Origin of the sequence: Tardiphaga sp. 42S5 (genome assembly GCF_034044155.1) — a bacterium.
Lineage (GTDB): Bacteria > Pseudomonadota > Alphaproteobacteria > Rhizobiales > Xanthobacteraceae > Tardiphaga > Tardiphaga robiniae.
The window spans coordinates 5,189,092-5,212,648 of sequence record NZ_CP139027.1; the positions used below are offsets into that span (position 1 = coordinate 5,189,092).

17 protein-coding genes and 2 pseudogenes are annotated in these 23,557 nt (G+C 61.1%); 10 read left to right on the forward strand and 9 right to left on the reverse strand.

All coding sequences use genetic code 11. The features are described from left to right. Positions 1-181 precede the first annotated feature (181 nt). A pseudogene (locus tag SFY93_RS24275) lies at positions 182-358 on the reverse strand (cyanase); the annotation flags it as partial. Positions 359-483: 125 nt separating this feature from the next. On the opposite strand from SFY93_RS24275, the gene SFY93_RS24280 reads away from it, so the two are divergent. After that, positions 484-1,299: a hypothetical protein gene (locus SFY93_RS24280; protein ID WP_320444909.1), complete on the forward strand. Its 816-nt coding sequence runs from the start codon at positions 484-486 to the stop codon at positions 1,297-1,299. A gap of 143 nt (positions 1,300-1,442) precedes the next feature. Here the strand turns inward: SFY93_RS24280 and cynS are convergent, their stop codons facing one another. The 4 genes from cynS to SFY93_RS24300 all read right to left on the reverse strand — a co-directional run bounded on the left by cynS (position 1,443) and on the right by SFY93_RS24300 (position 5,289). Continuing rightward, positions 1,443-1,931, reverse strand: coding sequence for a cyanase (cynS, locus tag SFY93_RS24285; protein ID WP_092146678.1), 489 nt, complete (start codon positions 1,929-1,931; stop codon positions 1,443-1,445). A 40-nt stretch (positions 1,932-1,971) separates the two neighbouring features. Beyond that, complete coding sequence (locus SFY93_RS24290) at positions 1,972-2,862, reverse strand: ABC transporter ATP-binding protein (protein WP_320444910.1); 891 nt, start codon at positions 2,860-2,862, stop codon at positions 1,972-1,974. A gap of 5 nt (positions 2,863-2,867) precedes the next feature. Further along, the gene (ntrB, locus tag SFY93_RS24295; protein ID WP_093756500.1) at positions 2,868-3,707 is read right to left on the reverse strand and encodes a nitrate ABC transporter permease; all 840 of its coding nucleotides are present in this window, start codon (positions 3,705-3,707) and stop codon (positions 2,868-2,870) included. Between the two features lie 196 nt (positions 3,708-3,903). After that, complete coding sequence (locus tag SFY93_RS24300) at positions 3,904-5,289, reverse strand: CmpA/NrtA family ABC transporter substrate-binding protein (protein ID WP_320444911.1); 1,386 nt, start codon at positions 5,287-5,289, stop codon at positions 3,904-3,906. Between the two features lie 166 nt (positions 5,290-5,455). Between SFY93_RS24300 and SFY93_RS24305 the strand changes: the two genes are divergently transcribed. Continuing rightward, positions 5,456-7,357, forward strand: coding sequence for a sigma 54-interacting transcriptional regulator (locus tag SFY93_RS24305; RefSeq protein WP_320444912.1), 1,902 nt, complete (start codon positions 5,456-5,458; stop codon positions 7,355-7,357). A 245-nt stretch (positions 7,358-7,602) separates the two neighbouring features. Here SFY93_RS24305 and SFY93_RS24310 read toward each other — a convergent pair whose 3' ends face one another. Next, on the reverse strand, positions 7,603-8,541 hold the full coding sequence (locus SFY93_RS24310) for an IS110 family RNA-guided transposase (RefSeq protein ID WP_320444913.1): 939 nt from the start codon (positions 8,539-8,541) through the stop codon (positions 7,603-7,605). Between the two features lie 322 nt (positions 8,542-8,863). Here SFY93_RS24310 and SFY93_RS24315 point away from each other — a divergent pair, with 322 nt between their 5' ends. The 5 genes and pseudogenes from SFY93_RS24315 to SFY93_RS24340 all read left to right on the forward strand — a co-directional run bounded on the left by SFY93_RS24315 (position 8,864) and on the right by SFY93_RS24340 (position 12,657). Further along, positions 8,864-9,490: a hypothetical protein gene (locus SFY93_RS24315; RefSeq protein ID WP_320444914.1), complete on the forward strand. Its 627-nt coding sequence runs from the start codon at positions 8,864-8,866 to the stop codon at positions 9,488-9,490. Between the two features lie 264 nt (positions 9,491-9,754). Continuing rightward, positions 9,755-10,492 carry an FRG domain-containing protein gene (locus tag SFY93_RS24320; protein ID WP_320444915.1) on the forward strand — a complete coding sequence of 246 codons (738 nt, stop codon included), beginning with the start codon at positions 9,755-9,757 and terminating at the stop codon, positions 10,490-10,492. Next, the gene (locus SFY93_RS24325; RefSeq protein ID WP_320444916.1) at positions 10,489-11,595 is read left to right on the forward strand and encodes a DUF262 domain-containing protein; all 1,107 of its coding nucleotides are present in this window, start codon (positions 10,489-10,491) and stop codon (positions 11,593-11,595) included. The genes SFY93_RS24320 and SFY93_RS24325 overlap by 4 nt, the downstream gene beginning before the upstream one ends. Positions 11,596-11,952: 357 nt before the next feature. Beyond that, positions 11,953-12,383: pseudogene (locus SFY93_RS24335) on the forward strand (SOS response-associated peptidase family protein); the annotation flags it as partial. A gap of 4 nt (positions 12,384-12,387) precedes the next feature. Continuing rightward, complete coding sequence (locus tag SFY93_RS24340) at positions 12,388-12,657, forward strand: hypothetical protein (RefSeq protein WP_320444917.1); 270 nt, start codon at positions 12,388-12,390, stop codon at positions 12,655-12,657. An 88-nt stretch (positions 12,658-12,745) separates the two neighbouring features. Here the strand turns inward: SFY93_RS24340 and SFY93_RS24345 are convergent, their stop codons facing one another. From SFY93_RS24345 to SFY93_RS24355, 3 genes are all read right to left on the reverse strand, one after another. Beyond that, positions 12,746-15,247: a hypothetical protein gene (locus SFY93_RS24345; RefSeq protein ID WP_320444918.1), complete on the reverse strand. Its 2,502-nt coding sequence runs from the start codon at positions 15,245-15,247 to the stop codon at positions 12,746-12,748. A 403-nt stretch (positions 15,248-15,650) separates the two neighbouring features. Next, entirely contained in the window at positions 15,651-16,481 is an 831-nt protein-coding gene (locus SFY93_RS24350) for an isocitrate lyase/PEP mutase family protein (RefSeq protein WP_320444919.1), read from the reverse strand. Positions 16,482-16,683: 202 nt separating this feature from the next. Next, entirely contained in the window at positions 16,684-17,904 is a 1,221-nt protein-coding gene (locus SFY93_RS24355; RefSeq protein WP_320444920.1) for a TrmJ/YjtD family RNA methyltransferase, read from the reverse strand. 311 nt (positions 17,905-18,215) lie between these two features. On the opposite strand from SFY93_RS24355, the gene SFY93_RS24360 reads away from it, so the two are divergent. From SFY93_RS24360 to SFY93_RS24370, 3 genes are all read left to right on the forward strand, one after another. Beyond that, a complete protein-coding gene (locus SFY93_RS24360; RefSeq protein ID WP_320444921.1) occupies positions 18,216-19,940 on the forward strand; it encodes a carbamoyltransferase C-terminal domain-containing protein in 1,725 nt (574 codons plus the stop codon). A 206-nt stretch (positions 19,941-20,146) separates the two neighbouring features. Then, complete coding sequence (locus SFY93_RS24365) at positions 20,147-21,361, forward strand: NADP-dependent isocitrate dehydrogenase (RefSeq protein ID WP_068735892.1); 1,215 nt, start codon at positions 20,147-20,149, stop codon at positions 21,359-21,361. 94 nt (positions 21,362-21,455) lie between these two features. Then, entirely contained in the window at positions 21,456-23,522 is a 2,067-nt protein-coding gene (locus SFY93_RS24370) for a prolyl oligopeptidase family serine peptidase (protein ID WP_320444922.1), read from the forward strand. Positions 23,523-23,557 lie beyond the last annotated feature (35 nt).

Sequence of the window (23,557 nt, forward strand, 5' to 3'; positions counted from 1 at the left end):
GGGGAAACGCAAACGACAGTGTCTCATCCTCGCCTGAACGCAATTGCATTCAGGCTTGAGGAGCGACGTCTTCGCCGCGCCTCGAAAGATGAGGCGTGTGTCGCATCAAGATTCGAGACGCGCGCGGGGCGGAGCAAGTGTTCCGCGTGGAAGCACGCTCCTCTCCATGAGGGATCCGGAGCTACCCCTCCTTGAACCCATATTCCGGTACGTTGCCCGTCGCGCCGTAATACTTGTACGGCAGGAACTTGCCGGACATCGTGATCTGCACGCGGTCGCCCTTGGGGTTGGCAATGCGCTGCATCACCATGTCGAAATCGATCGCCGACATGATGCCGTCGCCGAATTCCTCTGCAAGCGAACGACTTTGCGAATGAATACGCCCAGGTCATCCAGCAATTTCGCAACGGCGTCCTATTGCAAAAAAACAACTTTAGGTAGATTATTAGACAGCGGAAATGATGCGGCTACTGGGGGATGATGATGTCGAAAACCTTTGGAGAAGCAGTTTACAGCGCTTATCGCCAGAATGGCATTTTGCATGTCAGGGCCAGCGGCCTGAAGCCGACGTTGCAGACGATCGTCACTATCGAGGAATTGCCATTCCTCATTTACCCGCCGCAGCTCGGGCTGTTTTTCGAGACGAACGGTATCGTTAATCCCGTCGTTCTTCCGTTCGAGATCGAGACTGCATTCGCACATTATCCCGCATCGGCCAGAACGGTTCAGATCGTGGACAGGAACGGCACTCACGCGATCGACATCGTCGATCGGCCTGAAACCGCCCCGGTGCTGCTGCTCGCTGACGCCGCCGCGACGCAATTCGTGGTCTATCGGCAGATCGGCACCGACCGTTACCTGATCGCCAGGGCCGGCGCCCCCGTTATCGACATTTACATCAAGGTGTTCGGACCCGACAGCTATTCCGCAGCGCAGGCCTATGTCGCCGCCCACACGACCCATGTGAGCCCCACACTGCAAGTCGTGCCCGGTTCGCTCAAGGCGTGGATCGACCGGCAGCCAGGCGTCGACAACGGATCCAAACTGATCGTGACGGTGGACGCCGTCGTCGAGGTCGACTGGACGGTCACGCTGATCTCAGCCGTACCGCAGGGCATCAATCCGCTCATCAAGCTTCTGAGGTTCGAGATATATCTGCCGGTCGGTCCCGTCCACAGCCAGGCTCTCGTCACCAGGACATTTCGCTATGAGGAGTCGCCGGCGCAGCATCCTTATACGAATGCTACGATCGAAAACGGTCCCGGATCGGTGTCGGTACCGGTCGAGAATGTGTCCTGATCGCGTAATGACGCTCCCTCGCGCGGTCGGCGCGAAGTCGCCCGGATGAGCAAAGCAACATCCGGCGCCTTTGCCAGATCACCCGCATGGCACTGCGCTCATGCGAGCTACTCTTGTGGGGAAGCGGTGACGTCGCTGTTCCCCTACCCCTCCTTGAACCCATATTCCGGCACATTGCCCGTCGCGCCGTAATACTTGTACGGCAGGAATTTGCCGGACATCGTGATCTGCACGCGGTCGCCCTTGGGATTGGCGATGCGCTGCATCACCATGTCGAAATCGATCGCCGACATGATGCCGTCGCCGAATTCCTCCTCGATCAGCGCCTTCCAGGCCGGGCCGTTCACCATCACCATCTCGTAGAAGCGATAGATCAGCGGATCCTGCGGCGGCATCTGCACGTTTTCGGCGCGCATCGGGATCTCGTTGAGCATCGCGGTCTCGCTCTTCGAGAGGCCGAACAGCTCGCCGGCATTGGCCGCCTGCGGCTTGGTCAGCTTCATGTTGCCGAGAATGGCGCCGACGATCAGCACTTCGGAATAGCCGCCGATCTGCTCGCAGATATATTTCCAGGTCCATTCCTTCTCGCGCTTGATGTCGAGCAGCTTTTCGGTGAGGTCGGATCGCAGCATGGTCGTTTCTCCTTGGGTCTTGAGGCTTCGGGTGACGCGGCTAGCGCGTCGCGCTGTGAAGAGACGGCATCGTTGGCGCCTCGGGGAATGCGGGCCGGACCACCGGCACATGGCGCGGGTCGTGGTGCGGCGTGGTGGCGGTGAAGGTCTTGCTGCGCGTCACCAGGAAATCGATGATGTGGTTGCGCAGCGCGTAATAATGCGGGTGCTTGTGCAGATCGATGCGCGAGCGATCCCGCGGCAACGGGTTCTCGACGATCTCCGCCAGCACGGCGCCGGGGCCGTTGGTCATGAGAAAGATCTTGTCGGCGAGATACATCGCCTCGTCGACGTCATGGGTGATCATGAAAGTGGTCTGGCCGGTCTCCAGCGTGACGCGCCGCACCTCGTCCTGCAGCGTGCCGCGGGTGAGCGCGTCGAGCGCCGAGAACGGCTCGTCCATCAGCATGATCTTCGGCGTGATCGACAGCGCGCGCGCGATGCCGACGCGCTGCTTCATGCCGCCGGACAGTTCCGACGGCCGCTTGTGCTCACTGCCCGTGAGGCCGACCTTGTCGATATAGATCTGCGCATGCGCGCGGATTTTCGCCTTGTCCCACTTGCGCCATTTCGACGACACCGCATAGGCGATGTTGCCCATGACCGTCAGCCACGGCAGCAGCGCGTGGCTCTGGAAGATCACCGCGCGGTCGAGACTGGTGCCTGATATCGCCTGGCCATCGACGATCACGGTGCCCTCACTGGGCTCATCCAGCCCGGCGAGGATGTTCAGCACCGTGGTCTTGCCGCAGCCGGAATGGCCGATGATGCAGCCGAATTCGCCAGATGGCATCGACAGCCAGAGATCCTCGAAGATCGTCGTGCTGCCGCCGGACGCCGCCGGATAGCGCTTGGCGATGCCCTCGATGGAGATGAATTTGTTCGATGACATCAGCATCACTCCGGAAACGTGACCATGCGGGTGAAGCGTGCCAATATCTGATCCAGCAACATGCCGACGATCCCGATCAGCAGGATCGCGATAATCACATTTGTGATCGATAAATTATTCCATTCGTTCCAGACGAAGTAACCGATCCCCGTCCCGCCCACGAGCATCTCGGCGGCGACGATCACCAGCCACGCAATGCCGATGGAAATGCGCATGCCGGTGAGGATCGTTGGCGCGGCCGCAGGAAGAATGACGGTGAAGGCGCGGCGGAAGGTGCCGACTTCCAGCGTGCGCGCGACATTGATCCATTCCTTGCGCACGGCGGCGACGCCGAAGGCGGTGTTGAGCAGCATCGGCCACACCGAGCAGATGAAGATCACGAAGATCGCCGAGAGGCTGGAGTCCTTGATGGTGTAGAGCGCGAGCGGCATCCAGGCCAGCGGCGAGATCGGCTTCAGCACCTGGATGAACGGATCGAGCGCCTTGTTCATCAGCGGCGACATGCCGATCAGGAAGCCGAGCGGAATCGCGACGATGACGGCGATGAGATAGCCGAGCCCGACGCGGCCGATCGAATAAGCGAGCTGGATGCCGAGACCCTTGTCGTTCGGCCCGTTGTCATAGAACGGCCGCTTCAGGTGCTCCCAGAGTTTGGCACCGACATCGAGCGGCCCGGGCATTGCTGATTTGCCTGAGGTCGCCGTGAGCCCCATCAGCTTGGCGTATTCCGGCGACATGGTGCCGACCGTTGCTGTTTGCCGCGTGGCGAGGTGCCACACGCCGATGAAAGCGAGGAAGATCGCAATGGAGACGACGGCGGCGCGGAAGCGGAGGGATTGGATCACTGCCTTCTCCCCGCTTGCGGGGAGAAGGTGGCCCGGCATAGCGCAGCGACGCCGGGTCGGATGAGGGGGACTCTCCGCGCGCTGCGGAGCGTGCGGAGAGTCCCCCTCACCCGACTTCCACGCGCTACGCGCGCTCCAGTCGACCTCTCCCCGCAAGCGGGGCGAGGTAAGGAAGCGGCGCTCGCGGCGTTCATCGTCACGTCGCCTTCCTGATCTTAAAACTCGCCAGATATTCCTTCGGCTTTTCCGGATCGAAGGTCTTGCCCATCACGGCGAACGACTTGTAGCTCGTCGTCGGCGGGGTCAGGCCCATCTCCTTCATCACCTTGGCGGTGTCGGTGGCGAGATAGATCTGTTCGGCGACGCCCTTGTAGTCGACATCGCCCTTGATCTGGCCCCAGCGCTGCATCTGGGTCATCATCCACACCGCGAAGGACTGCCACGGGAACGGATCGAAATCGACGCGCTTCGCATCGGTCTTGATGCCGCCGAGCCCGTCCGCATAGGTGCCGGTCAGCACCTGCTCCAGCACCACCGGCGGCGCATTGAGATAGGCGGCGGGCGCGATGGCCTCGGCGATCGACTTGCGGTTCTCCGCCTTGGAGGCATAGGCGGTGGCGTCGACGATCGCGCGCGTCAGCGCGGCGAAGGAGTTCGGCGACGTGGTGATGAATTCGCGGCTCGCCGCAAACGAACAGCAGGGATGGCCGTCCCAGATTTCCTTCGACAGGATATGCATGAAGCCGACGCCGTCATAGATCGCGCGCTGGCAGATATTGTCGGGCGCCAGGAAGCCGTCGATATTGTCGGCGCGCAGATTGGCGACCATTTCCGGCGGCGGCACCGAGCGGATCTGGATATCGGTATCGGGATCGATGCCGTGTTCGGCGAGGTAGTAGCGCAGCAGATAGTTGTGCATCGAATAGTCGAACGGCACCGCGAGCTTGAAGCCTTTCCAGTCCTTCGGATCGCGCTTGTCCTTGTGCTTCATGGCCAGCGTGATGCCCTGGCCGTTGATGTTCTCGATCGCCGGCACCGTATAGGGGATCGGCTGCGAGCCGAGGCCGAGCGAAATCGCGATCGGCATCGGCGCCAGCATATGCGCGGCGTCGTATTCCTTGTTGATGGTCTTGTCGCGAATGACGGCCCAGCCGGCGGTCTTCACCACCTCGACATTGAGCCCCTGCTTTTTGTAGAAGCCGAGCGGATCGGCCATGATGATCGGCGTCGCGCAGGTGATCGGAATGAAGCCGACCTTGAGATCGGTCTTCTCCAGTTTGCCCGCGCCCTGCGCGAACACTTCGGTGGCGGTCTTGATCGGGAAGAACTGCGACAGCGCCGCCAGCGCGCTGGACGCACCGACCGACTTCAGGAAGGCGCGGCGCGCGACCTCTTTCGGAAACACGGCGCGCATCACCGCCGAGGCGACGACGCCCTCGTAGCGCTTGGCCTCGGTCTCGGGAATGTCGCAGCGAAGCTGCAGCGTGGCCTCATGCTCGGACTGGCTGGCGTGCTGACCGCAGCTGCAGGCGCCAGTGCGCAAGCGGCGGGCGGGATCGAACGGATTGTCGAATGTGGACATGTGACCTCCTCGGTGACGCTGGGGTCATTTACGCAAGGAGTGTGCCAGCCTCGCTCTGGCCGGAATGTCCAATCGCCGCAGGCATTTCGAGCAATCGTTGGCGATTACGAGAATTCGTGCTACACGAAAATTCGTAGCTTAATTACGATTTTTCGGAGTTTTGCCGATGGATGTGGCAACCGCCCAGCCGAGCGATTTGCGGACCATCGCCTTCGATTATTCGGTCGAGCCGACGCTGCTGCTCGATCCCCATGCCGACCAGATCATCGACGCCAATCCGGCCGCCTGCACCCTGCTCGGCTATGACCGCGCGCTGCTGCGCCAGACCAAGATCAGTGCGCTGCATGCGGGCCAGTTGCCGGCGCTGATCGTGTTCACCCAGGCGGTGCTGGCCAAGGGCTCCTACTGGACCAATTCACTCACGCCGCGTCACGCCACCGGCGAAGCGTTGCAGCTCGAATATGCGGGATCGCTGGTGCCGCAGGGTGAGCGCAGTCTGCTGCTGCTCACCATGAGCGATCTCGAACAGCGCCGCCGCCGCCATGTCGACGCCGCCGCCGAGGATCACATGCGCGGCGGCATTGCCGCCTGGCAGCGGGTCGAGCGCGTGTTTCAGGATATCGAGCGCGAGAACCAGCTGATCCTGCGCGCCGCGGGCGAAGGCATCTACGGCGTCAATGCCGACGGCAAGACCACCTTCGTCAATCCCGCAGCCGAGCGCATGCTGGGCTGGACCGCCGATGAACTGGTCGGCAAGGAGATCCACCCCATCGTGCATCACAGCCATCACGATGGCAGCCACTATCCCGATCACGACTGCCCGATCTATGCCGCGTTTCGCGATGGCGCCGTGCACAATGTCGACAACGAGGTGTTCTGGCGCAAGGACGGCTCCCCGGTCTGGGTCGAATACACCTCCACGCCGATCCGCGACCGCAGCATGGTGGTCGGCGCCGTGATCGTGTTTCGCGATGTCAGCCAGCGCCGCGAGGCCGATGAAAAGCTGCATGCCGCATTGGCCGAAGTCGACCGCCTGCGCGAGCGCCTCGAACTGGAAAACGCCTATCTGCAGGAGGAAATCCGCATCGAGACCAATCCGCGCGGCATCATCGGCCAGTCTGAGGCGATCCAGAAGACGCTGCGGCAGGTCAAGCTGGTGGCGCCGACCACCGCGGCGGTGATGATCACCGGCGAGTCCGGTACCGGCAAGGAACTGATCGCCCGCGCGATCCACGAAGCCTCCAGCCGCCGCGACCGGCCGCTGATCCGCGTCAATTGCGCGGCGATCCCGCGCGAATTGTTCGAGAGCGAATTCTTCGGCCATGTGCGCGGCGCCTTCACCGGCGCGGTGCGCGACCGCATCGGCCGCTTCCAGCTCGCCGATGGCGGCACGCTATTTCTCGACGAGGTCGGCGAAATCCCGCTGGAGCTGCAGGGCAAGCTCTTGCGCGTGTTGCAGGAAGGCAATTTCGAACGCGTCGGCGAGGAGCGCACCCGCTCCGTCGATGTCCGCGTCATCGCCGCCACCAACCGCAACCTGAAACAGGAAGTGGCGCGCGGACGGTTTCGCGAGGACCTGTATTTCCGGCTCAACGTGTTTCCTGTGGAGTCGGTGCCGCTGCGCGACCGCCGCGAGGATATTCCGCTGCTGGCGCAGCACTTCCTGCTCAGCGAAAAACTGAAATCCGACCTGCGACTATCCGAGGGCGATGCGCGAAAACTGTCGCGCTATGACTGGCCGGGCAATGTGCGCGAGCTGCAGAACGTCATCGAGCGCGCGGTGATCCTGGCGCAGAACGGACGGCTGCGGATCGACCTGCCCGATGCGCCCGGCCCGCACCATGCCGCCGGCGCGCATCGCGTGAAGTCCGACGCCCGGCCGGCGGTGATGACCTCAGCCGAACTGCGCGATCACGAACGCAGCAACATCCTTGCGGCACTGCAGGCGACATCAGGCAAGGTGTTCGGCCCCGGCGGCGCGGCGGAGCTGCTGGACATCAAGCCCACCACGCTGGCGTCACGGATGAAGGTGTTGGGGATTGCAGCGGGGCGCGGACGGACTGGCTAACACTCAGCCGAGACGGCGCACCGGCGGCGCGCTCCTTCTCCCCGCCCTGCGCGGGGAGAAGGGTGGGATGAGGGGCATGGCAAGAGCGATGAAGCAATCTCGCACTCTCGGATCGCACCATTCCCTCAGTGCTTTCCGACCCGAGAGTCCGCGTATGTGGCACGGGCAGTGACCGCCCCTCACCCGCCGCGAAGACGCGGCGACCTCTCCCCGCAAAAGGACGGGGAGAGCGACTGTCTTTTTGGTCAAGCGTTTTGATGCTGCCATGGGGTCTTGTCTCGCAGGATGGCGTTGAGGATGGTGAGCAGCTTGCGGGCGACGGCGATGATAGCGACGAGCTTGGGCTTGCCGGCGGCGACGAGCTTGTCGCGGAACAGTTTGAGCTGCGGATTGAAGCGGGCGGCCACCATCGCTCCCATGAACAACACGCGGCGTACATTGGCCCGGCCGCCGCCGATGAAGCTCTTGCCACGCCACTGGCCGGATTGCCGGGTCCATGGCGCCAAACCGGCGAGAGCCGCAATCTGACGACGATCGAGTGTGCCGAGCTCCGGCAGTTCGGCAATCAGGCTGCGCGCGATGGTCGGACCGATGCCGGGCACCGACGCCAGCAAGTCTTCTTTCTCGGCCCAGGCCGGCGATCCCCGCACGTGATCGCCGATGTCGTCGTCCAGTTCGGACAACTCCTTCTCCAGTGCCTTGTGGAGCCGGGCGATGCTCTTCTTCAGGCGCGGATTGCTGACGCGCCGCGCACGCTGGCCTTCCGCGGCCATCATCTCAACGATCTGGCGCCGACGCGCCACCAGATCGGCTAGCAGCCGCGTCGTGGCATCGGGAAGCGGCCGCAGTTGCGGTTTGGTCGCCTCGGTAAAATGCGCGATCACCATGGCATCGATCGGATCGGTCTTGGCGCGCTTGCCGAGGGCGTTGGCAAAGGCGCGCACCTGTGCCGGATTGACCACCACCACAGGCAGATCGGCGCCGGCCAATCCTGCGGCGACCACCGTCTCGAAGCCGCCGGTCGCCTCGATCGCCACCACCCGTGGCGGTCGCGCTTTCAGCCGCGCGATCAGATCATCGATCCCCGCACCATTGCGGGCAACCGCAAAACTCTCACCGCCCGGACGCATCGCCACGTCCAACCGATCCTTCGACACATCGATGCCAACATAAATCGCGTCCATCTGATCCCATCCTTGCGCAACCGGGCTTGCTGAGCGGCCCAAGCGACTGTTCGGGTTCGATGGAACGGCAAGCAAGGACCCGCGCTCTCCCACGGGCTTGGTGTCCCTCAGGTTACTCGGTCTCCCGCCTGCCACCGCTCCGCATAGCTTAGCAGAAACGGCGGGAGGCAAGTTACAAGGTTAGTTGAGACAACCGCCCCGCCCCCTTGCATCTCCTGCAAATGGGTTTATATTCCCCGTCATGCCATATCCCCTTGTCCCCCTCTTCGATACCAGGATCCGCATCAACGACTCCTCCGCGGACCCGGTGGTGCGCCTTCGGGTGACCGATGATGTGGACAACGGACCGCCGCCCATGCTCGGCGGCCGCCCCAAGGGCTGCAAGCGGCTGCACACCAATGCCACGGTGGCGGCGGTGCGCCGCCTGATCGAGGAGACCACGCTGACCCACGCGCAGATCGCGGCGCGGACCGGCGTCAGCAAGCACAGCGTGATGCGCTGGGCGCGCGACGGCGGCTGGCAGCGTCACCCGTTTGCGCCCCGTGCCAGCGACACGGTGCCGACCGCCCGCGCCTCGCGCCGGCTGAAGCTGCGCATGCTGGAAGGAAAGCTGCAGGCGCTGGCCGAGCGCTGCGTCACCGAGCTGTGGAACAGCCCGACGGTCGATCTCGACCGGCTGATCCAGGCCCTGCAGGTGGTGAAGATGGCGCGGCTGGAAGCCATGGGCAACCGCCGCCCGCGCCGCCGCGCCGATTCACCGGCGCGGACCGGCCAGGACTGGATCGACCGCGACACCGCGATCCGCAAGGCGCTGTGGCAGATGCGCTGCGGCGGCGTCAATATCGACCGCATCCCCGATGAAGCCATGGCCCTGCTGGAGGACGCGCATACGCCACGCGAGCGGGACAATCCGGCGTTCCGGCCGCGGGGGCCTCGGCGGAGGGTGTAGGGCTCTCCGCAGTCTAAGAGCAACCAACTCCATTATGCCCGAGGCCTGACCTAGGCATCAATTTAGCACCGAGCGCTCGTGAAGTTGGATGACCAGACCGAATCCAACCTCAACGTGAGAGAGGACAGTGCCCATTCGGTCGCACCACCGGCTTCTACGCGAAATCTTTGGACAACAGGACCGCATACTTTTACTCGGCCGCGCACACGCCTACTACTGCGCCCAGTAGTTGAGTCTGAAAGCGCCACCAGAGCGAGGATAATCGTGCCTGTACGAAAAGTTCGTAATATTGCCGCGTATATCGACGCTCTAAGAGCAGATCAGGACGGCAGCGCGAGATGGTTCAGGGGGCATGGAAACGCTAAATGGCCGCTTCTGCCTGGAATAATGAGGTCTAGGCCAGGCCTATCTGAGGCTTCGGCACTTGCGCGCTTCAAACAGAGCGCAGCTATGCTGACGGAGCGGACGCCTAGTTCTGCATTCGACTGGACATTCTTGATGCAGCACTATGGTGTGCCGACACGTCTCTTGGATTGGACGGAAAGCCCACTGGTCGCGATGTTCTTCGCTGTAGATAACTTTGATAAGCATCGCAATGCGGACGCGGCCGTGTGGTGCCTCAACCCGACACTCCTAAACAAGAATGCTAGTATCTCAAATGCCATGGAGCTTAACTACATCCCTTCTTTCGAAGCCGATGAGTTAAAACCGTACGCAACGGAGAAGCTTAACGTCCCGAATGTCGAACTTCTACCGGTGGCGACAATCGCAACAAGAAACAACCCGCGCATCCAAGCGCAGTTAGGCACCTTTACAATTCACCATACGAAGAAGGTCGCCATAGAGGCGGTCGGAGACAAATCGCATGCAACTAAGTACGTCATACCTAGCGCGAGCCGTGAAACAATAAAAAAGGAACTAAAGCTGTTGGGTTTAAATCAATTCAGTATGTTCCCAGAGCTAACCAGCGTAGGAGCAATTCTCCGGGAGATGATGGCATGAGCTACGTCGAAACAGCTTCGATGAAGAATAGCACCATCATGTTCCTCTATTCCGAGCGAGATGAGATCAACCTATCACCCGACTACCAACGCATGGGAGGCATTTGGACGCTAGAAAAGCGCCGATTGCTTATTGATTCTATCTTGAACGATTACGACATCCCAAAAATTTATTTCCATGCCCTGAGTGCGGCAGTCGTTTCGAAGACTGGAAAACGATACGCCGTTATCGATGGGAGACAGCGCCTAGAAGCCATTTGGGGCTTCATGGACGGAGACTTTACGCTAGGGCCGGACTTCGAGTACCAGCGTGAGCCAAGCCTCGACCTCGCAAAGTTGAGTTACGCTGACATCGCCAAGCAGCACCCGAAAATTAGAGTCAAGTTCGACTCATTTGTACTGCCTGTCGTAACCGTAGCTCTTCAGGATGACGACTTGGACTTGATTGAAGATATGTTTTCTCGCCTCAATGAGGCTGCACCACTAAATGCTGCTGAAAAGCGAAACGCTCTCGGCGGGCGAATGGTCACGATCATCACTGAGGTTTCTCGCCATAAATTTTTTACCGATCGAGTAAAATTCGGAAATCGCAGATATCAACACAAGGAGGTAGCCGCGCGATTTTTGCTCATTGAAAACAGCATTAGCGAGCACGCAAACCTCGTCGACACGAAGAAGGTCTATCTCGACGCGCTAGCGCACCGCTTCCACACAAAAGAGAAAAAAAAGGCGTTGGAGCTGAAGCAGACGGTAGAGACCATCCTTGATGTCATGTTCGAAGAATTTACAACCAAGGATGAATTGCTACAAGCTCAAGGCATTATGGTTGTCTATTATCTACTTTTTAAAGGCGCGATGGAAGCCAACCAAACTGATAGAATAACTCGCAAAAAGCTTTTGAACTTTAGGCAAAGACTCAACGAGAACCGAGTGGCAGCGTCGAAAGACCTTCCATCCGCGTCCTTCGAGCTACTCGAATTTGACCGTCTCAATCAGCAAGGGACCAACGACGCATCGAGCATAAAGGAAAGATATCGCATCCTAGCTTCGGCGCTGCGCGTGACGGCAATACCTCTGGAAGGCTTCGCCGAAGATGAAGGGTGAAACCTTCGTACCGAGACTCGTGGACTCTGGACGTTACATGCGTCGCAGCATCTCGCGGCGGCGTCTGTATGGTCCCGCGCGCGTCAAGATCTCGTTGAGCATCGCGATCTTGGATTTCGAGAGGCCAAACAGCTCGCCCGCGTTCTGAGTCCTTGTTCATTCAAACACGCGGGGATTCCGCGCCACTCCTATTGGAGTGGCTGAGGTTCACGCACGTTGCGCGCGCCCAGGAGTGACGCGCGTGCTTTAGGTGCCAAACAGTTTATTCAACTCCCCGCCCTTCGCACCCTGGGCAAAGGCCGTGAACGTGCCCTGCCCGGCAATCTCCTGCGCCGCCGCCATGAAGCCGGCCCAGGCCATTGGCGACGTTGGCTCAAGCCCGAGAGCCGGTGTCTCGTGCCGGTAACAAGCTTCTCCGAATATGCGCCGGAACCAAACCCGGCTACCGGGCGCAAGGACATCGTATGGTTTGCTCTCGACTCTGACCGCCCGCTGTTCGCTTTTGCGGGCATATGGACACCTTGGAGCGGCACTCGGGGCACCAAGAAGGACCCGGTCACGGGAAATCACCTGATCTATGGATTTCTCACGTGCGAGCCTAATGGAGTGGTCGGGCCAATACATCCCAAGGCCATGCCTGTGTGCCTCACAACGCCGGAGGAATGCGACGTGTGGATGCGGGCACCATGGGACGAGGCCAAGTCTCCTTGCAGCGACCACTGCCCGATCCTGATATCCTAGTGGTTTCCCGGGGATCGGCGAAGGAGGACGGCGTCAATGCGAACTAGGCTCATGGTTGGTGCTGCTGTGATGATGACAGCCCCTGTGTTCGCGCAGGACAACCCGCCGATTGTTCAACGGCCCGTCACCACTGAGAGGATCGTCCGCCCCGCTGGAAACCCAGAGCTATACGAAGTCGGCATAAACGGGATTGTGTATGTGGACTGGAAGCTCGTTGCGACGATGGCTTCCGCGCCCCGTGGTCATCCCCAGCAAGCAGTTGCGCAGATGATGCTGGCCGTTCGAGATGGAAAATCAAAAGATTTATCCGAGCGCCGCTGAAGATATGCACCGGCCACAATGCGCCACGCAACTCGCTGTAACTTTCGGTCGCCGCGACTCAAACGCAGACTACTCGCATTTCATCGCTTCAGTGCAAGTACGGATTATCGCCTAAAGGACATCCGTCGAGCGTGATTAGGTCGAAGGCGATCCCAACGCCCTTGAGTTCATCAATTGCTGTGCTGATTTCGGCCTCCAGTTCCCGCCCCTTGTCCATGACAGCCAGAAGGGCAATGTCTGGCCGTAAACGCTTGGCCAACTCCACGAGCTTAGAGATATCGTTTCGCCTTAAGATGGACCAAGACGCCTTAACTTCACATAGCACCGCCTTACCGTCTGAGACGACCAACAAATCTGCTTCCGCGTCTGGCTCGCGCGCGTCCCGATCGAAGTAGAACCACATCGGCTCTACGAACAGAAAGGATTGCATAGAGCGCCCTTGCAATACGGACAGTGTCCAGAGGAGCGATAAAACGCTGTGATCGCGGAGGCTTTCGATTAGAAATTGGCTCGGTCGAAACAACCATTTCAGATCAAGCGGAGAGGCTTCCTCTTCCTTGCAAATCTTACACTCCAGTGCTGGAGCTAATTCTGACATGTCTAACCAATTCTTATGATGACAACGTTTACAGGTCCACTGGTGACCTTGGAAAATCAATTGACGGCTTCGCAACTCGATTAAAGCCTCATCAAGCGCCGCTCGCTCAGCGCGATCCCACTCTGCCGCATCATCCGGTTCGCCGGCCTGAGGATGTGCGCGCCAGTACGCCGCTCGATGACCTTCCCACCGAGCGTGAAGCTCTTCGTAACCCAGATAGTCAATTGGCTTCTTCAGCTCTACAGACGCCTTCACTATAAGTGATGCAAGAACTTCACGGTCCCTGTCCTCGCGCAAATCGAAGTTCTGCTGAAGCTGTAGTCGCTTCCGAAGTCGGTTAGCGGTGGACACCCCCTTTGCTGCGGGGAGATTTGTCGTTCCACCAAAACTCGCAAATAACTCGATCAGAAATGGATGCAACAGAAGCCTCTTAGCCCCATTGAGCCCTCCCACCAAGCCAAGTACGCCAATTAGATATCGTGCTTCATTGGATTGCTCAATTCGTCCCACTTTGCTTGGCGGGTGGATCAAAGTGCGTGCTAGATCACCATCCAGCATCAATGCCCACTGCATCGCGGATAACGCGCTGGGCGGTTCAATTGTGCTAACTTTACGATTTTCACTCACGTAAGTCGAATAGAAGCCGCCTTGGCTCCGCCAACCGCGTGGCGCCCACCCTGTTGGCCCCGTTGAGCCAATATGAGCATGCTTGAACGCCTCGGACATTCGCCATCGAGTTGGCAAAGACCATACATTTGCCCCGTAGCGGCCTTCGACACCGTCGTACTCTATGCTGTAATCAGCACACCAATAACCCTCGGCAAAGCTTTGCTGCGGAGGAACATCTCTTAGATGCTCAGGGATAACTGTCGGCGGCTTCGCAACCGGAGGACTCCAACTAAACTCCGTCCAAGTTGTCCTCTGAAAGAAAGGAGTATCAGTGTGAGAACGTTCCGATGCTTGCTTAATGACATTAGCTGTTGGAACAATTTCATCCACACTTGCAATCGCTTCGTGACCGACATGGCCCCATGGCTTGGTCGAGCGAATTGCCTCGACAGCCTCCTCTAATTGCGACTGACTAGCGGAGATTGATCGAACCGTAACGTTGCTATGGCCATTCCCCCCAAATCGGTTTCGCTGACGAAGAATTGTACCAAACGCGTTTAAGAAATCGGCGTCTTTCAAGGCCTCGGAAGTTACCCGCAGGGAGCCTATGTCGTTGTCAAGCCAAGCTTGCGACAGTAGCCGCGCGTTCCAAAACAAAAGCCGATCACCGAACGTTTCTCCCAACACCACATTTAGGGAGGCATTCCATTTGGGCATGTAGAATTCAAGGCGCGGCACGAATTGAGCGGACATAACTGAAAGCGCGCTCGCCCTCCGAGCGGCAAACTCCTCATACATTGCAATTTCGTTCGGCAACGTGATCAAGTCGGGAGGAATGCCATTTCGGCTATTGCCGGGGCTCACAACGCTAATCAAGCTTGCAGCAACAGCCGCATCAGTCGGAAACATTCCTCCGCCTGTGCTATTGTGATACGTACCGAAATTATCCGTCAAAAGCTGAGAAGGCTGCTCGGTAAACCAACTATCAATCACCTTGATGGGCGCTCCCGACTGAGCGGCAGGAGCGTAACGAGCAAGCTTAAATACGAGCGATAGAGACGACAACGGGCTGAAACGGTAAACCGGCTTAAAGCCGAACAAATCAGTCCTCAGTAGATTTTCGAGACTGTGAAGCAAATAAGCACTGGGAGCTAAACGCTCATGGAGCTCCAAGACACGCGCATTGCTTAGTTCAACATAGGAATAGACGATGTCGGGGCCAAATCGTTCTAGCCACGGCCAATACACTTCTGAAATTGCGTTGTCGGCACAGGGCACGACCAAGCTAAAACGACCGCCCCAGCGGCTGTAGCAATCGGCAAAAATGCCATCCAAGATAACCGACGCATGCTCGCCGTCTTCGACAAGGAACGCTACCTTCATTGGCCTTGACCGCGTCCAACCCGACAGTTCTTTCATTTCCCCACCTAACGGAAGTTTGCTCACGCGAAGCGCGTCTTCGACTCATTGGAAGCAAGTTTAGTTTTTTGGGGCTCCAGTCATGCAAAAAAGAAGCACTGCGTTGTCAAAACGCATTTTGTATAAATCATAAATGGTCGTATGGCCCACAAGCATGGAAACGCATGATAACCTTGCATCGAGCAAGTATCGACGTCCCGATAAGAGCGTTCCGGCCTTAGCGTAGAGGCGCAGCAACAGACCTTTGCACCTCGCGCATGCCGGCGGGCAATGCCTATCCTGGCAAGAAACTCTCTGCTTTTCGCGCGCACAATATTGACGGGTCTCTCAATAAAGCGCTCGGCGGCATTCACCTTGTCCCAAAGGCCTACTTTCCCGCCTTCTCCGCAAACAACTTGTTCAACTCCCCGCCCTTCGCCCCCTGCGCAAACGCCGTAAACGTCCCCTGTCCGGCGATCTCCTGCGCCGCCTGCATGAACCCTGCCCAGGCCACGCGCGCCAGCGCGCCGCCGACGCTGATGCGGCGGACGCCGAGGCTGGCGAGATGCGCCACGGTCATGGTCGGCTGCACTGTGAGCACATTGAGCGGCTTGCCGCCGATCGCCTTCACCAGCGTGGTGATCTCCTCGTCTGTGGCGACGCCCGGCGCATAGAGGCAATCGGCGCCGGCCTCCGCAAAGGCGACGAGCCGCGCGGTGGTCTTCTTGAGGTCGCGCTCGCCATGCAGAAAACCTTCGCAGCGCGCGACCAGCATGACAGTGGGATCGACGCTGTCGATGGCGGCGCGGGCGGCCTTGATGCGCTCCACGGCGAGGGTGTCGTCATAGAGCGGCTTGTCCGGTTTGCCGGTGGAGTTCTCGATGGAGAGGCCAGCGATGCCGCTCTTCACCGCGCGGGCGACATTGGCGGCGACGCCTGCGGGGTCATCGGCGAAGCCGGCCTCGAAATCGGCATTCACCGGGAGATCAGTGGCGGCGGAGAGCAGCGCGAGATGCTCGATGACGTCATCCGCAGTGACCTTGTTATCGGGGCGGCCGGTGGACCAGGCATAGCCGGCTGACGTCGAGGCCAGCGCCTTGAAGCCGAGATGCGCGAGATAGCGGGCGCTGCCGACATCCCAGGGATTGGGCAGCACGAAGCAGCCGGACTCATGGAGCTTGCGGAAGTTCGCGCGCTTCTCGGCGGTGGAGATGGTCATGGGGCCTCCCGGTCTTAGTGCCGCGTTGATCGCGGCCGGTCACTGCCATCGTAGCTCGGGATGCGCCATTGATCACGCCGTCATTCCGGGGCGCGCCTCTTGGCGCGAACCCGGAATCCCGGCATGGGAGTCACCGGTGAGCCAAGCCACTCAGAGATTCCGGGTTCGCTCGCCAAGTGGCGAGCGCCCCGGAATGACAGTTCTAATTATTGCCCTGCCCCGGCATCCCGCTGGTGAGCAACGCCTCCAGCCGGTCCAGCTCCGCCGCGATGTCGCTGATAACATCGTCCGCCCGCATCGCGAGCACCCGATAACCGCGCTCCTGCAGCCAAGTCTGACGGGCGGCGCGGTCGCTGACAATCACCTCGGTCTCGCCGGCATTGACCAGCTCGATGGCGATCCGCTCCGGGAACGAGACGAAATCCGGGATGTGGCGGCCGACCGGGGTCTGGCGCTTGAACTGGCCGGCGAAGCGGCGGTCGGCGCGGAGCTGGTCCCACAGCAGCCGCTCGGCATCGGTCGGGTTGCGGCGGAGCATGCGCGCGAGGCCGCGGACCGTGCCGCTCTCATGCGCCTGGGCACCCTGCCCGTGTTCGGCCAGCAGCGCGCGCAGCCGGGTCGCCTGTTCGCCGTCGAGCACACCGCCCTTGGCCGGGCCCTTGCGGCCTTCGGCGATGGCCATCACCACGCCGTGCAAGGTGTGCATGTCCTGCTTGGTCGGCTCCATCCGGGTGAAGATATTGCGCAGGTTGACCAGCATGGTGTCGCGCTTCTCGGGCGGGCGCAGGAATTCGACCTTGTCGAGCTCGCCGACGAGGTTGTCGAAGAAGGCGGTCATCTGGTGCTGGGAGGCCGGCTCCGACCGCTCCGGCATGGCATAGGGCAGCGCGTTCGCGGTTGCCTGCTTGAACCATTCATAGCCGCAGAGGAGAACCGCCTGGGCGAGGTTGAGCGAGGCGAAAGCCGGGTTGACCGGGAAGGTGATGATCCGGTTGGCGAGCGCAACCTCCTCGTTCTGGAGCCCGTAGCGCTCGCGGCCGAACAGGATGCCAGCGGTGGCACCTCCGGCGACATGGGCGATGGTCTCGGCGGCGGCGGCCTCGGGGGCGACCACCGGCTTGGCCTGGTCATGCGCCCGGGCCGTGGTGGCAAACAGCAGCGTGCAGTCGGCGACCGCCGCCTCGACGGTGTCGAACAGCTCGACCTTGTCGAGGATGTGATCGGCGCCGGAGGCTGCCCGGCGGGCATGGACGTTGGGCCAGCCATCACGCGGATTGACGATGCGCAGCCGGGTCAGGCCGAAATTGCCCATGGCCCGCGCACACATGCCGATGTTCTCGCCGAGCTGCGGTTCGACGAGGATGACAACGGGGCCGACGAGGTCGGTATGCGCCTTGGTCGAGTCGGTGCCTGAACCGGACATGCACTTCACTTTCTGATTCAATCTCTGAAGGTCTTGAATCAACCCGTGAAGGTTTTGATTCAACACCTCATCCGGGCCCCTCGGCGATCGCACATTGTTGAGCGATACAAGGGGCTTAGCCGGGCATCTGGATGCGAATAACCCGCTCTCCGGGGCTATCTGCGATGCAGCCCTACGACGAATTGCCGGCGGATGCCAGACGCGGCCTGACAATCCGGATGAAGGCGGGTTCCCGGCCAAGCGTTCGTGAATTGCGGGTCGTAACAGGGGGCGGGTAATGTGCGCCCCCCGGGAACGACCTTGCAGCCTTCATGCCTCAGCTTATCCTCAGCGTTCACTCCGGCGTCCATGACGCCGCCGCCGCCGTTTTCGAAGATTACGATCTGAAGGCTGCCATCGCGCTGGAGCGACTGACCCGGCGCAAGAGCGATGGCAGCACTCACCCCGATGCGGCCATCGACGAAGTGCTGTCGATCGCCGGCGCCACCCGGCGCGATGTCGACGTCGTCGCCACTAGCCGCGCGATGTTTCCCAAGGCCTACTTCCCGCGCCTCGGCGGCCTCCGCTGGCTGCACGAGCAGTATCGCAGCCGGGTCGGCAAGGACCGCCTGCTGCTCGGCGCCGAGCAGCATCGCTACCGCGCGCAGCGGGCAGAGGACGTCTTCGATGCCGCGGCGTGGCGGCGCGACGGCGGTTTCCGCGACGACGCCGCGGTCCATTTTTACAACCACCACGAGGCGCACGCGCTGCCCACTTTGTTCTACAGCCCGTGGCCGGATGCCCTGCTGGTGACGGCCGATGGCGGCGGCGACAATGTGAATTACAGCTACCGGTACTTCGCCGAGCGCCGCCTGACGACGCTCTATGGCGACGACGCCTGTCTGTTCCTGCCAAATCCCGTTGACAGCCTGGGCCGCGCCTATAGCGCGGCGACCAAGTCGCTCGGATTTCGCCCCAACCGGCACGAGGGCAAGCTGACCGGGCTCGCGGCCATGGGGAAACCGACAGCGGCCGATACGATCGCCGGGTATTTTTCGGTGGCCCCGGACGGACGTATCCAGTCCAGCTTTCGCAGCTATCACCAGATGAACGCGTTGATGCGCCGGCTGGCGAAACAGGCCGGCCGTGCGGATTTTGCGGCGTCGATCCAGAAGGTGCTGGAAGACACCATGCTGCTGTCGCTGCAGCGCCTGTTGCAGCGGCATCCGGCGCGACATCTCGGCCTGTCCGGCGGCGTGTTCGCCAACGTCAAGCTCAACCGTCTGCTCGCCGAGCAATTGCCGATCGATGAACTGTTCATTTTCCCGGCGATGGGCGACGACGGCCTGCCGATCGGCGGCGCGCTGTCCTACCTGATGCAGCGCGACGGCCTGGCGCCATGGCTGGGCCGCCGCCGCGATCTCGGGGACGTCTATCTCGGCCGCGATTTTCAGGCCGGGCTCGACGCCGGCATCGCAGCCACCTCGGGGATTCACCGTGTCGACGAGGTGCCGGTCGATGGCGCGGTGAAGCGGCTGGTGGCGGGCGAGATCGGCGCGATCTACAATGGCCGGATGGAATATGGCCCCCGCGCGTTAGGCGCCCGGACCATCCTCGCCAATCCGGCCCGGCGCGGCACCCACGACCTCTTGAACGAACGGCTGAGCCGGTCCGAATTCATGCCGTTCGCCCCCGTCATCACCACTGAGCGTGCCGCTGACGTGTTCGACGTCAATCCGGTCAATGCGCGCGCCTGCCGCTACATGACCATCGCCTGCGATGTGAAGCCGGAGTGGCGGGACCGCATCCCCGCCGTGGTTCATGTCGATGGATCCGCACGGCCGCAGGTGATCGCGCGTCCGGACAATCCGCTCTATTATGACATTGTCGAGGGGTTTGCCCGGGCCAGCGGATTGCCGGTGCTGGTCAATACCAGCTTCAACGTGCACGAGGAGCCCATCGTCAACAGCCCGGACGAAGCGCTGCGCGCGCTGCTCGACGGGCGGATCGATTTCCTGGTGACCACGGGCGGCCTGTACCGGCGCGACGCGGCGTAACAGCGCGGCACGGCAGCCTGCCGGTGAGCTGGTACGTGGTGGCGGGCACCGCGGCGCAGGCTGCATTTTGAGCAAAAACAGCCTGCGTTTTGGGCTGAAAATTGCGCCGAAACTGCATGACGCCCCGGCTTTCGCCGGGTCCTGCGCGGTGCTATAGCCCCCCTACAAATCATCCCTCCCGCAACGCGCTAAAGGCCCGAACCACCATGGCAAAAATCAAGGTAGCCAACCCCGTCGTCGAACTCGACGGCGATGAGATGACCCGGATCATCTGGCAGTACATCAAGGACAAGCTGATCAACCCCTTCCTTGACGTCAACCTGATGTATTTCGACCTCGGGATGGAATACCGCGACAAGACCGACGATCAGGTCACCATCGACGCCGCCCACGCCATCAAGAAATACGGCGTCGGCGTGAAGTGCGCCACCATCACTCCCGATGAAGCGCGCGTGAAGGAATTCGGCCTCAAGCAGATGTGGAAGTCGCCGAACGGCACCATCCGCAACATCCTCGGCGGCGTGATCTTCCGCGAACCGATTATCTGCAGCAACGTGCCGCGCCTGGTCCCCGGCTGGACCAAGCCGATCATCATCGGCCGTCACGCTTTCGGCGATCAGTACCGCGCCACCGACTTCAAGTTCCCCGGCAAGGGCACCCTGACGATGAAGTTCGTCGGCGAAGACGGCGCCGTGATCGAGCGCGAAGTGTTCCAGTCCCCCGGCGCCGGCGTCGCACTGGCCATGTACAATCTCGACGACTCGATCCGCGACTTCGCGCGCGCATCGCTGAACTACGGCCTGTCGCGCGGCGTTCCGGTCTATCTCTCGACCAAGAACACCATCCTCAAGGTCTATGACGGTCGCTTCAAGGACATCTTCCAGGAAATCTTCGACGCCGAATTCAAGACCAAGTTCGAAGCCGCGAAGATCACCTATGAGCATCGCCTGATCGACGACATGGTGGCTGCCGCCATGAAGTGGTCCGGTGGCTATGTCTGGGCCTGTAAGAACTATGACGGCGACGTGCAGTCCGACACCGTGGCCCAGGGCTACGGCTCACTCGGCCTGATGACCTCGGTGCTGCTGACGCCGGACGGTTCGGTGGTAGAAGCCGAAGCTGCCCACGGCACCGTGACCCGTCACTACCGCGAGCACCAGAAGGGCAAGGAAACATCGACCAACTCGATCGCGTCGATCTTCGCCTGGACCCAGGGCCTCGCCCACCGCGCCAAGCTCGACAACAATGCCGAACTGGCGAAGTTCGCCAAGACCCTCGAAAAGGTCTGCGTCGACACTGTCGAAGCCGGCTACATGACCAAGGATTTGGCGCTGCTGGTCGGCGCCGATCAGCGCTGGCTCTCGACCACGGGCTTCCTCGACAAGGTCGCGGAAAACCTGACCAAGGAACTGGCGGCCTGATTTCCGCCCTCTCCTGACTGCACCATCCGAAAGTCCGGGTTGCCTCAGGCACCCCGGACTTTCTTTTTGAGACGTTCCGTTTTCGAGGTGACCCATGACTGCGCCAAATCCCGCCGACGGCAGCAATGATCCATATGTCTGGCTCGAAGAAATCGAGGGCGAGAAAGCCGTGGCATGGGTCGAGGCACAGAATGCGCGGACCGATGGCTTTCTCTGCGACGATAGCTACAAGCGCGATTTCGACGCAGTCATGAAGATCCTCGACGCCGACGATCGCATTCCCTTCGTCGGAAAGTCTGGCGACTATCTCTATAATTTCTGGAAAGACGCCGCTCACCCGCGCGGGCTTTGGCGCCGCACGACGCTGGAGAGCTACAAGACCGATACGCCTGAATGGGACGTGCTGCTCGACATCGATGCGCTAAACAAAGCGGAAGGCATCTCCTGGGCCTTTGCAGGTGCTGCGCGTTCCCCGGACAAGACCCGCGCGTTGATCAGCCTGTCATTCAACGGCACCGACGCGATCGAAGTCCGCGAGTTCGATATTCCCAGCAAGAGCTTTATCGCTGACGGCTTTATCATTCCGAAGGCCAAGACGCAGGTGAGCTGGGTCGATCAGGACACGCTGCTGCTCGGCAGCGCGCAGACGCCCGAGGACAGCACCGAGGCCGGCTATACCCGCACCGTACGCAAATGGACGCGCGGCACACCGTTGGCTGCGGCTGAAACCGTCTTCGAGGTCGAGAAGCAGGACGTGGCCGCCTGGTTCGGCGTCAACCGCCGACCGAGCCATGAAGGCGTGATGTACTGGCGCGCGCTGGATTTCACGCGCTCGCATATCTTCGTCGAGCGCAAGCATGGCCCGCATGCCGGAAAGCGCCTGCGCCTCGAACTGCCGGAAGAAGTCTCGGTCTCGGCAGAAGCGGACGATCTCCTGATCAGCCCGAAACAGGACTGGACCGTCGGCGACCAGACGATCCCGACCGGCGCACTCGCCGTCATCGACCTCGATCGCTTCCTGTCTGGCGCACGCGATTTCGAGATCGTCTTCATGCCGACACCGACCCGCGCGCTGCAGTCATGGTCGGAGACCCGGCACGGCATCGTGCTCGAAATCCTCGATAACGTCCGCGGCCGTCTCGCATTGCTGCAGCGAAGCGAGGCCGGGTGGCGCGAGACGGCACTTCCGGGATTGCCAGATAACGCCACGATCTCGGCGCAGAATTTCGGCGGCGAGGACGATCCCGATCTCGGCACCGACATGCTCTTCACCGTCACGGGCTTCGACCGGCCGACAACGACGGCACTGTGGACAGGCCACGGCGCACCCGAGCCGCTGAAGAGCTCGCCGCCCAATTTCGATCCCGAGGGCATCGAGGTGCAGCAGCGCCATGCGGTGGCGGCGGACGGCACCAGGATCCCCTACTTCCTGATCGGCAAGAATCTCTCGGCCGGCGCCCCGCCCCGGCCGACGATTCTCTATGGCTATGGCGGCTTCGAGATATCGCTGACGCCCGCCTATATGGGCATCGCCGGCAAGCTATGGCTCGAACAAGGTCATCTCTACGCCATCGCCAATATCCGCGGTGGCGGTGAGTTCGGCCCGGCGTGGCATCTGGCTTCGCGCAAGATCACCAAGCATGTGGCCCATGACGACTTCGCGACTGTCGCGCGAGATCTCGCTGCATCAGGTATAACAACGGCACAGAAGCTCGCCTGCCACGGCGGCAGCAATGGCGGTCTGCTCGTCGGCAACATGCTGACGCGCTATCCGGAACTGTTCGGCGCCATCTGGTGCAGCGTGCCGCTGCTCGACATGGCGCGCTATACCAAGCTGCTCGCCGGCGCGAGCTGGATCGCCGAATATGGTGATCCGGAAATTCCCGACGAGTGGGTCTATCTGCAGAAATACTCGCCCTATCATCTCGCCGCGGCAGGCCAGAATTATCCGCCGATCTTCATCACTACCAACCGCACCGACGACCGCGTCCATCCCGGCCACGCCCGCAAGATGGCCGCGAAGCTCGAAGAGCTCGGCTATCCCGTCTGGTTCAACGAGACGGTGGCAGGCGGACACTCCGGCGCCGTCGACAATACCAAGCAGGCACAGAGCCAGGCTCTGGGATTTGCGTTTCTACGGCGGACGATTGGAGCTGCGTAAAACGAACGACAGAGCAACTACCAACCAGAGCAAGA

Bases quoted from the DNA above. Each gene is read 5' to 3' on its own strand.
- SFY93_RS24280 (WP_320444909.1), top strand. From the start codon at position 484: ATGTCGAAAACCTTTGGAGAAGCAGTTTACAGCGCTTATCGCCAGAAT.
- cynS (WP_092146678.1), bottom strand. From the start codon at position 1,931: ATGCTGCGATCCGACCTCACCGAAAAGCTGCTCGACATCAAGCGCGAG.
- SFY93_RS24290 (WP_320444910.1), bottom strand. From the start codon at position 2,862: ATGTCATCGAACAAATTCATCTCCATCGAGGGCATCGCCAAGCGCTAT.
- SFY93_RS24300 (WP_320444911.1), bottom strand. From the start codon at position 5,289: ATGTCCACATTCGACAATCCGTTCGATCCCGCCCGCCGCTTGCGCACT.
- SFY93_RS24305 (WP_320444912.1), top strand. From the start codon at position 5,456: ATGGATGTGGCAACCGCCCAGCCGAGCGATTTGCGGACCATCGCCTTC.
- SFY93_RS24310 (WP_320444913.1), bottom strand. From the start codon at position 8,541: ATGGACGCGATTTATGTTGGCATCGATGTGTCGAAGGATCGGTTGGAC.
- SFY93_RS24325 (WP_320444916.1), top strand. From the start codon at position 10,489: ATGAGCTACGTCGAAACAGCTTCGATGAAGAATAGCACCATCATGTTC.
- SFY93_RS24340 (WP_320444917.1), top strand. From the start codon at position 12,388: ATGGTTGGTGCTGCTGTGATGATGACAGCCCCTGTGTTCGCGCAGGAC.
- SFY93_RS24345 (WP_320444918.1), bottom strand. From the start codon at position 15,247: ATGAAGGTAGCGTTCCTTGTCGAAGACGGCGAGCATGCGTCGGTTATC.
- SFY93_RS24350 (WP_320444919.1), bottom strand. From the start codon at position 16,481: ATGACCATCTCCACCGCCGAGAAGCGCGCGAACTTCCGCAAGCTCCAT.
- SFY93_RS24355 (WP_320444920.1), bottom strand. From the start codon at position 17,904: ATGTCCGGTTCAGGCACCGACTCGACCAAGGCGCATACCGACCTCGTC.
- SFY93_RS24360 (WP_320444921.1), top strand. From the start codon at position 18,216: ATGCCTCAGCTTATCCTCAGCGTTCACTCCGGCGTCCATGACGCCGCC.
- SFY93_RS24365 (WP_068735892.1), top strand. From the start codon at position 20,147: ATGGCAAAAATCAAGGTAGCCAACCCCGTCGTCGAACTCGACGGCGAT.
- SFY93_RS24370 (WP_320444922.1), top strand. From the start codon at position 21,456: ATGACTGCGCCAAATCCCGCCGACGGCAGCAATGATCCATATGTCTGG.